Here is a 9,455-nt window from a genome sequence, read left to right as displayed (position 1 = left end):
GTCCGCCGTGTGGAGAACCCACGGCTCGTCGCCGACCCGCCGCCGTACCGCCACAACCAGATCTTCCGTGGCCCGCGCCACGTCCTGGTCGACATCGACGGGATCCGCGACTGACAGTGATGATGTAGATGAGCGCCTCCCCGCCAGGGTTTGACCCAGCGACTGACTGACCTTGGGTCCTCAACGGGATCTGTCGGCCTTGACGGGGAGGCGCTCACGTGCACTCACCGGACGTGGCGCCTGTGACTTCATAGGAGCCTGGCCAGAGGCCCCATCACTGTCTTGTCCGCCTTGCCCGGCCGGTGCGTGCCGCCCTGCCCCCGGTCAAGACGACAGGACGACGATGACCCCCATTACACCCCACGACGCGCCGCTCGCCGAAGTCGCCGGCGGTGTGGACACCCACCAAGACACCCACACCGCCGCTGTGATCGACCCGGTCGGCAAAGTGCTGGGCACCGAGCAGTTCCCCGCCACCCCCGCCGGATACACCGCCCTGCTGACCTGGATGCGCACCTTCGGGCACCTGACGCGCATCGGGGTCGAGGGCACCGGCGTCTACGGAGCCGGGCTCACCCGCCTGCTGCAAGCCGAACACATCGACGTGATCGAGATCGACCGGCCCGACCGCAAGACTCGACGGTTCCACGGCAAGTCTCGCGCGATCGCGCTCACGCCCACGACCCAGCCACCGCGACGATGATCGCGCTCGTCTGCCTGGCCCGCCGCCACCAGCAGCTCACCTCAGAGATCAAAGACCTCGACGAGCTGCTGGAACCTCTCGTGGCCGCCATCAACCCCGCCCTGCTCGCCGTGCACGGCGTCGGACCCGACACCGCCGGCCAACTCCTGGTCACCGCCGGAGAGAACCATGACCGGCTCGACTCCGAAGCTGCCTTCGCCATGCTCTGCGGCGTCGCCCCGATCCCCGCCTCCTCCGGCAAAACCCACCGGCACCGCCTCAACCGCGGCGGCGATCGCCAAGCCAACGCGGCCTTGTACCGCATCGCCCTCGTCCGCCTGCGCTGGGACCCACGCACCCGCGCCGTCATGGACCGACGCACCAAAGACGGCCTGTCCAAGAAAGAGATCATCCGCTGTCTCAAGCGCTACATCGCCCGCGAGCTCTACCAGATCATCACCAGAAACGATCAAGGTCCCAACGATTGACATCAATAGGAGCATCCACGTATGCGCACAAGGATTGCTATGCGGGCTTTTCAACTCGTCGAATGGCAAGAACCTCCCGAGCTGCGCGAGGTGCCGGTGCCCGAGCCCGGCCCGGGGCAGGTCCTGGTGAAGATCGGGAGCGCCGGGGCCTGCCACTCCGATCTGCACATCATGCAGGCACCCGCGCCACCGGTCGCCACCAGGCTGCCCTTCACGCTCGGCCATGAGAATGCCGGCTGGGTGGAGACGCCGGGACCAGGCGTCACCGGGTTCGCGCCCGGAGACCCTGTGATCGTCTACGGCCCCTGGGGCTGCGGCCTGTGCCCCAACTGCCGGGAGGGCAGGGAGAACTACTGCGAGAAGACCGCCGGCATGGGCGGGGGCCTGGGCGGTCACGACGGCGGGATGGCGGAGTACCTGCTGGTCCCGGCATCACGATTCCTGATCCCGCTCGAAACCCTCGATCCCCGCGAGGCCGCGCCGCTCAGCGACGCCGGGCTGACCAGCTACCACGCCGTCAAGCGGTCGCTGCACCTGCTGGGGCCGGGCTCGACCGCGGTCGTGATCGGGGCGGGCACCCTGGGCCAGATGGCCATCCAGATTCTGCGAGCGCTCAGCGCGGCGACCACCGTCATCGCCGTGGACACCGCCGCCGACAAGCTGGAGCTCCTTGCGGACCAGGCTGGAGACCGGGTTCGCGGGCCGGCTGCTGGAGCTGGCGCCGCACATCCGTAGGACGTTGCTGGTGGCCGCGCTCGACGGCGACCGGTTGCAGCACCGGGCCGAGCTGTCGCCGTACGAGCTGCTGGAGGCCGAGCGAGCGGGTCTGGTCACGCCCGCGCCCCGGCGGCCGATGCTCGTGCCGTGATAACGCCTCACCGGCACGAACCCGAGGAGAGACCGTCATGACCATCCGCTCCCAGCGCCGCGGCCTGAGCCTGCTGCTCGCCGCGCTCACCCTGACGCTCGGCCTGACCGGAACCGTCGCACCCGCCTCGGCGGAGCAATCGGCGACGGCAGCCACCGAGGGTACGCGGGCCAAACCCACTGTGGTGCTGGTGCACGGGGTGTTCGCCGATTCCTCCGGCTGGAACGCCATCATCGCCGCCCTGCAGAAGGCGGGTTTCCCGGTGATCGCCGCCGCCAACCCGCTACGCGACCTGGCAGGCGACGCGGCCTACGTCTCCAGCATCATCGACACCATTCCCGGCCCGGTCATCATGGTCGGCCACTCCTACGGCGGCGCGGCCATCACCAACGCCGCCCGCGGCCACGACAACGTCAAGGCCCTGGTCTACGTCGCCGCCTTCGCGCCCGACGAGGGTGAGACTGCGCTGGAGCTGGCCGGAAAGTTCCCCGGCAGCAAGCTGCCCCCCGCGCTCGTGGCGCGCCCCTACCCGGGCGGGACGGACGGCTACATCGATCCCGCCAAGTTCCGGGAGGTGTTCGCCGCCGATCTACCCGCCTCGCAGACCCGGCTGATGGCCGCCACCCAGCGTCCCGGCAGCGTGGGCGGACTGTCCGGGCACAGCGGCATCCCAGCCTGGAAGAGCGTGCCGTCCTGGTTCGTCATCCCCACTCAGGACAACGTGATTCCGCCGGCCGTGCAGCGCTTCATGGCCAAGCGGGCAGGCGGCAAGGTCAAAGAGGTCTCCGGCGCCTCGCACGTGGTGATGATGTCCCGCCCCGACACGGTCGTCCGGCAGATCCTCTCCGCCTACTACGCCACCCGCTGACGTTGCGCTCGAAGGCCCAGCCCTGCGCCGGGCTGGGCCTTCCCGATCGGCTACCGTCCCTGTCGGCAGCTTCTGGCTCGTCCGTCTTCCTCGGTCTGCGGGGCGCCGGCGTTTCACAAGCGAGGACCTGATGAACACCACTCCCGGCTGGACACGACCAGGGCGAACAGCGAGCTGCCCACGGCCGGGTGCATCGATTCCCAGACGGTCAAGGCGGCCGAGACCGTCGGCGCGACAGCCTGCGGGTACGGCGCAGGCAAGAAGATCAAGGGGGCGGAAGCGGTAAATCGCGGTCGACACGCTCGGGCTGCTGTTGTGCGCGGCGAGCGTGCTGCCGGAGAAGGGGTTTGGCCGTGGAGGCGGTCGGTGACGTGCCGGAGTGTCCTGGGGGGCGTTGGGCTGGTCCCGTCCTTGGCCGGTTGGGAGGTGTTCAGCCTGCTCCTAGGTGTTTGCAGGTCATTCGGGACGTCCGCATACGATGTGCAGATCATGGTCTTCATTCGGGTTCTGGGCGCTCTGGCGGCTGAGGTCGGCGGCGAGCCGGTTCCCTTGGGCGGGCCGCGGCAGCGGGGTGTGCTGGCGTTGCTGGTGGCGGCGCGCGGGCAGGTGGTGCCGGTCGATCGGATGATCGAGGATCTGTGGGGTGGGGAGCCGCCCGCTCGGGCGTTGTTGTCGTTGCAGGCGTACGTGTCGAACCTGCGGCGGTTGCTGGAGCCTGGGCGTCCGCCGCGCTCGCCGGCTCGGTTGCTGGTGAGTGCGGCGCCGGGTTATGCGTTGCGGTTGCCGTCGGAGGCGGTGGACGCCTGGCGGTTCGAGGGGTTGCTGGGGCGGGCGCGTGCGGACAGTGACGCGGGTGTCGCGCGGGCTCGGCTGGGTGAGGCGCTGGGGTTGTGGCAGGGGCCGGCGTTCGCCGAGGTGGCGGACGAGCCGTGGGCGGCGGCCGAGACGGCGCGGTTGAACGAACTGCGTTCGGTGGCTGCCGAGCTGCATGTGGCGGCGGGTCTGCGTGTCGGTGATCCGGCTGTGGTGGTTGCCGAGGCCGAGCGGCTCACCCGTGAGGAGCCTCTTCGTGAGGAGGGGTGGCGGTTGCACGCCTTGGCGTTGTGGAGCAGTGGCCGTCAGGCGGACGCGCTGGCGACGCTGCGCCGTGCTCGTGGCATTCTCGCTGAGGAGCTCGGGCTTGATCCGGGTCCTGAGCTGGTGGCGTTGGAGGAGGCGATTCTCACTCGGCGCATGGAGGTGCTGCGTGCGACCGTGCCTGCGCCGGTTTCGCCGGTTTCGCCGGTCGCGCCGCTGCCGCAGGTGGCCGCCGCCGAGGGGCCGGTTCCGGTGATCGGTGCGTCGTTCGTCGGACGTGAGGCGCAGCTGTCGGCGTTGGTCGCGGCCGCTGCCGAGGCGGTGACGGATGGAGTTCGGGTCGCCTGTGTCACCGGGGAGGCGGGGCTCGGCAAGTCGACGTTGCTGGATCATTTCGGCAGGCGGCTGGAGCGTGAGGGGTGGTTGGTGGCCGTCGGTCGCTGCCCGGAGGTCGATGGTGCGCCGCCTGCGTGGGCGTGGAGCGAGGTGCTGGGCGCCGTTGCCGCGTCCGCGTCTCCTGGTGAGTTCGCGCGCGATCTGGCGCCGCTGCTGGCCGAGGGCGGGCCGGTGGACGGCGACGCCACCGCTGGGCGGTTCCGTCTGCGTCGGGCCGTGTGGCGGTGGCTTGCGACGGTCGCCTCGGAGCGTCCGGTGGCCGTGGTGCTGGATGATCTGCATGGGGCGGATGCGGCCACGTTGGAGCTGCTGGGCGGTTGTGTGGGGCTGCGGGCGCCGGTTCTGGTGGTGGTGGCGTACCGTGCGGAGGAGGGCGGGCGTCTCGGCGAGACGCTGGCCTCTCTGGCGCGGGTGGCGCCTGTCCGTGTGGCGTTGCCGGGGTTGGACGAGGAGGCCGTGGCGCGGCTCGTGCGGGCTGAGTGCGAGGCCGATGACGAGACGGTGGCGGGGATCGCGGAGCGTACGGGGGGCAATCCGTTCTATGTGCGGGAGAGCGCCCGGTTGCTGAGCGGTGAGGGTGCGCTGGTGGCGTTGTCGGAGGTTCCCGAGGGGGTTCGGGATGTGCTGCGGCGCCGGCTGGCGCGTTTGCCGGCGGGTGGGGTGTCGGTTCTGCGGCTGGCTGCGGTGGCGGGCCGGGAGAGTTCGGTGGACGTCCTGGTCAAGGCTGCTGACGTGGACGAGGACGGGGTGTTGGACGCGTTGGAGGCGGGGGTCGTCGCGGGGCTTCTGGATGAGCCTGGTCCCGGTCTGGTCCGTTTTGTGCATGCTCTTGTGAGGGACACGCTTCTCGCTGATCTGAGCGGGTTGCGTGCCACTCGGATGCATGCCCGGATCGGCGCCGCTCTTGAGGGGGGCGACGATGTCGCGGCGCTGGCTCATCATTTCGCGCGGGCGGGCTCGCCGAAGGCTGTCGGCTATTGTGTGCGGGCCGCGGAGCTTGCCGAGGCGCGTTACGCCCATGATGTGGCGGCCGATCTTCTGGCTGATGCGGTGGCTCTTTCGGCCGGGCCGGAGGAGCGTGTGGAGCTGCTCGGCAGGCTGTTGCGGGCGCAGATCCGGGCGGGGGCCGTCGCTGCGGCCCGTGAGACGCGGCGTGTGGCTGTGGAGTACGCGGAGTCGTTGGGGCGTGTGGATCTGATGATCGCGGCGTTCACGGCGTGGACGGAGCCGACCCCGTGGCAGGCTCGTGCGTACGGCACGGTGGATCGGCCTGTGGTCGATCGTCTGAGTGGGCTGTTGAAGGGGGAGTTGGCTCCTTCGGTGCGGTCGCGGTTGCTGTCGGCGTATGCGCACGAGCTGGTCGGCGAGGATGATCCGTCGGTGGTGGAGGCGGCGCGGGAGGCGCTCGCTCTCGCCTCCGATCCCCGGTTGCGGGCGGCGGCTTTGGAGATCTTGGCCGAGGTTCTGGGTGATGCGGGGTTGTGCCGGGAGCTGGTGGAGATCGGGGTCGAGCACGACCTGCCGGTTTACCGTGTCTCCGGGCTGCTCAATCATGCCGGTGTCGCGGCTGCGGCCAATGATCCTGTGACGATGCGTCGGGTGATCGGGGAGGCTCTGGAGCTTGCGCGCGCGTATCGGATGCGTGAGGCGATCGCGGTGGCGGAGATCACGTTGGCGGGTCTGGCGCTCGTCGAGGGCCGGTTCGCCGATGCCGAGGCTCTTTATGTGGAGGCCGGCGAGGGCATGCGGCGGATCGGGTCGGTGCACGCTGTGGGTTTTGTTCAGCTGGCGTTGGCCACGATCTGGCTGAACGAGGGCACGCTGGGTGGGCATCTGGAGGAGGTGCGTGCTCTGCACGCCGTGCTGGGTTCGATGACGTCGGATCTGCTGGCGCTGGCCCTGCACGCCAACGGGCTGGATGTCGAGGCCCGGGAGGTTCGCACGCCCCCTGGTCCGATTCGTCGGGATTTCTTCTTCACGTTCCTCACCTCGTTGCGCGCGATGGCCGTCGTGGCCTTGGACGATCGGGACGCCGCCGAGGAGATCTACGAGGTGTTGCTTGCGTATCGTGACGGTCCTCCGGCGGGTGCGGAGAGTCTGTCGATGGCGCTGCGCCCGGTGGCTCACACTCTCGGTGAGCTGGCCGTTTTCCTGGGTCGTCCTGAGGCCGCGGCGCACTTCGCTCGGGCCGCCGTCGTCGCGGACCGGTGGAACGCTCCTCATTGGGCCGCCGAGGCCCGGTCGCGGGCGACCGCGTTGGGTGCGTCCTTCTAGCGGGTGATGCGGCAGACGTTGGCCAGGTGATCGCCGTCGTAGGGGGGCGAAGCGGCTGTTCCCGCGTTGTCAGCTGTTTTTGACGGCCTGGCTCACCTGGGCCGGTGAGGTGCGCCAGGGGGCGCCGTGGGGGAAGGGGGGCTTGCCGGGCAGGTTCAGGATGTCGCCGTCGGCGATCTCGGGGACTTCGCTGACGTAGCGGGTGCGCAGGCCGTTCTTGCGGAGGGAGTAGGCGAAGAAGCCGAGGGTCGGGCCGAGGCGCATGGGGCCGAGTGCGGTTTTGGGCTTTTCTCCGGTGCGGGTGCGGGTGCGGGTGCGGGTGCGGGTGCGGGTGCGGACGGCGTCGCCGGCGTGCACGAAGACGGGGACGCCGTGTTCGCTGCGCAGGCGTTCGGCGAAGCCGATGTGGCCGGAGGCGGGGTTCCCGGCCGGACACCCTCGGGTCTGGGCCCTTTGCGGCGTATGGGTAGATTTTTCGCATGTTACGGGGGCGGGACAAGGAACTCGGCGAGGCCGCGCGGCTGCTCGAACGGGCGCGGGCGGGGCAGAGCGGCGTCCTGGTCCTGCGCGGCGAGGCGGGCATCGGCAAGTCGGCCCTGCTGGAGGAGCTCGTCCGCCGGGCCCGCGGGGTTCGCGTGTTGCGGGCGACCGCGGTGGAGGCCGAGACGTCGCTGCCGTTCGCGGGTCTGCAGATGGTGCTGCGTCCCGTGCTCGACCGCCTCGACACCCTGCCCGGCGTGCAGGCGGCGGCGCTACGGGGTGCGCTGGGCCTGGCCGACGCCGCCGGCACGAGCCGGTTCCTGGTCGGTCTCGCCGTCCTGAGCCTGCTGTCGGAGCTGGCCGCGCAACGGCCGGTCCTGTGCCTGATCGACGACGCGCACTGGCTGGACGCCGCCTCCGCCGACGCGCTGCTGTTCGCGGCGCGCCGCCTGGCGGCCGACGGCGTCGCGATGGTGTTCGCGGCCCGGGACGCCTTCGACGCTCCGGGCCTGCCCGAGCTGCGGCTGGGCGGGCTGGACGAGGCCGCGGCGGCCGAGGTGCTCGCGCAGCGCTTCTCCACGATGGCCTCCTCGGTACGCGATCGGGTCGTCCGGGAAGCGGGCGGGAACCCGCTGGCGCTGATCGAGCTGCCCGCCGGGCTCAGTCCGGAGCAGCGCGCCGGGCGCGAGGTGATGCCGGGCGCGCTGCCGGCCACCGATCGCGTCGTCGCCGGGTTCGGCGCCCAGATCGACGAGCTGCCCGCGCGTGCCCGGCTGGCCGTGCTGGTGGCCGCCGCCGAGGGGAGCGGCGATCTCGGGACGGTCCTGCGGGCGGCCCGGGCCCTCGGCGGCGGCGTCGCGGACCTGGAGGCCGCCGAGAAGGCGGGGCTGCTGCGGATCACAGGGGCTTCGATCGCCTTCCGCCACCCGCTGGTCCGGTCCGCCGCCTACCAGCGTGCCCCGCTCGGCCTGCGCGTGGCCGCGCACGAGGCGCTGGCCGCCGTCGTGGACGCCGAGCGGCGGGTCTGGCACCTGGCCGCCGCCGCGACCGGGCCGCAGGAGGGGATCGCCGCCCTTCTGGAGGAGACGGCCGTGGCGGCGCGCGGCCGTGGCGCCATGGCCACGGCCGCGTCGATTCTGGAGCAGGCCGCGCTGCTCAGCCCGGACCGGGCCGAGCGGGCGCGGCGGACGACCCTGGCCGCGCGGGCCGCGGTCGCCGGCGGACGCACCGAGCAGGCCGCGGCCCTGGCGGAACGCGCCGCCGAGCTGGGCGGGCACAGCGCGGGGCTGGCGCTGGTCCGGGCGAGCGTCGCGTTCGAGCGCGGCACGCCGCGGGGCGCCGCACAGGTGCTCGCCGACGGTGCGCAGACGATCCTGCGCGACGATCCCGGCCTGGCCCTGACGATGCTGACCATGGCGGCGAGCAACGCCTGGCCGGCGGGCGAGATCGACGCCGTCCGGCGGGTGGCCCGGCTCGCGGGCTCCTTCGCCGGCCCTACGGCGCGCGCCATCGAGGCCCTGGCGGGGCTGGCCGACGACGATCACGCGAACGCGCTGCCCGCCCTGACGGCGCTGGTGGCCCAGGCCCGGACGAATCCGCTGGACGACGCCCTGGCCCGGATCTTCGTCGTCGGCGTCGCGCTGTTCCTCGGCGACGACGAGGCCGTGGCCGAGCTGGCCGCCGCGGACGTGATCCGCTGCAGGAACGAGGGGCTGGCCGGCGCGCTGCCGGTCACCCTGCACGCGCTCGCGCACGCGCAGCTGATGGCGGGCCGGCACCGTGACGCCGCCGCGACCGTGGCCGAGGCCGTCGACCTGGCCAGGGACACCGGGCAGAGCCACCGGATCGGGCAGCTCACCGCGATCACCGCCCGGATCGCGGCCATCGAGGGCGGCCCGGAACACGGCTCCGATCCCGTCCATCGGGGACTGTTTCATCTCACTTTCGGGCGGTATGAGCAGGCATTTCGTGAGATCGAAGGGGTGAGTGCCGTCTCGGCCGCGCCCGATCTGGTGGAGGCGGCCGTCCGGGTCGAGGCGGCGGACCGGGCGGCGGGGGCCCATGCCCGGTTCGCGGCGTGGGCCGAGGCGGGCCGGCAGCCGTGGGCGCAGGCGGTCGCGCTGCGCTGCCGTGCCCTGCTGGGCCCGGCCGGGGAGGCGGGCGAGCACTACGCGCAGGCCGTAAGGCTGCACCGGCGCGGCGGCCGGCCGTTCGAACGCGCCCGCACCGAGCTGCTGTACGGCGAGTGGCTGCGCCGCGCGCGGCGCGGGGGCGAGGCGCGCTCGCCGCTGCGCTAGGCTCAGGAGATCTGCGAACGGCTCG

At 71.8% G+C, this 9,455-nt stretch carries 8 protein-coding genes; 7 read left to right on the top strand and 1 reads right to left on the bottom strand.

Going from position 1 to position 9,455, the window contains the following annotated elements:
* The first annotated feature begins 343 nt into the window (after positions 1 to 343).
* The 6 genes from ACWCSD_RS39815 (at position 344) to ACWCSD_RS39790 (ending at position 6,653) form a co-directional block, all read left to right on the top strand.
* Positions 344 to 703 (top strand): IS110 family transposase, encoded by a 360-nt coding sequence (locus ACWCSD_RS39815; protein WP_449922641.1) that lies wholly within the window; start codon positions 344 to 346, stop codon positions 701 to 703.
* Positions 700 to 1,170 carry a transposase gene (locus tag ACWCSD_RS39810; protein WP_449922639.1) on the top strand — a complete coding sequence of 157 codons (471 nt, stop codon included), beginning with the start codon at positions 700 to 702 and terminating at the stop codon, positions 1,168 to 1,170. The genes ACWCSD_RS39815 and ACWCSD_RS39810 overlap by 4 nt, the downstream gene beginning before the upstream one ends.
* A gap of 39 nt (positions 1,171 to 1,209) precedes the next feature.
* Positions 1,210 to 1,905, top strand: coding sequence for an alcohol dehydrogenase catalytic domain-containing protein (locus ACWCSD_RS39805; protein WP_449922637.1), 696 nt, complete (start codon positions 1,210 to 1,212; stop codon positions 1,903 to 1,905).
* Positions 1,841 to 2,038 carry a hypothetical protein gene (locus ACWCSD_RS39800; protein WP_397162657.1) on the top strand — a complete coding sequence of 66 codons (198 nt, stop codon included), beginning with the start codon at positions 1,841 to 1,843 and terminating at the stop codon, positions 2,036 to 2,038. The genes ACWCSD_RS39805 and ACWCSD_RS39800 overlap by 65 nt, the downstream gene beginning before the upstream one ends.
* Before the next feature lie 37 nt (positions 2,039 to 2,075).
* Positions 2,076 to 2,906 carry an alpha/beta fold hydrolase gene (locus tag ACWCSD_RS39795; protein ID WP_449922635.1) on the top strand — a complete coding sequence of 277 codons (831 nt, stop codon included), beginning with the start codon at positions 2,076 to 2,078 and terminating at the stop codon, positions 2,904 to 2,906.
* A gap of 489 nt (positions 2,907 to 3,395) precedes the next feature.
* The gene (locus ACWCSD_RS39790; protein WP_449922633.1) at positions 3,396 to 6,653 is read left to right on the top strand and encodes a BTAD domain-containing putative transcriptional regulator; all 3,258 of its coding nucleotides are present in this window, start codon (positions 3,396 to 3,398) and stop codon (positions 6,651 to 6,653) included.
* A gap of 69 nt (positions 6,654 to 6,722) precedes the next feature.
* Here the strand turns inward: ACWCSD_RS39790 and ACWCSD_RS39785 are convergent, their stop codons facing one another.
* Complete coding sequence (locus tag ACWCSD_RS39785; protein ID WP_449922631.1) at positions 6,723 to 7,010, bottom strand: hypothetical protein; 288 nt, start codon at positions 7,008 to 7,010, stop codon at positions 6,723 to 6,725.
* Between the two features lie 122 nt (positions 7,011 to 7,132).
* Between ACWCSD_RS39785 and ACWCSD_RS39780 the strand changes: the two genes are divergently transcribed.
* Positions 7,133 to 9,430 (top strand): ATP-binding protein, encoded by a 2,298-nt coding sequence (locus ACWCSD_RS39780; RefSeq protein ID WP_449922629.1) that lies wholly within the window; start codon positions 7,133 to 7,135, stop codon positions 9,428 to 9,430.
* Positions 9,431 to 9,455 lie beyond the last annotated feature (25 nt).

Source organism: Nonomuraea sp. NPDC001684 (assembly GCF_053596515.1).
This window is presented reverse-complemented; position numbering and strand designations above follow the sequence as displayed.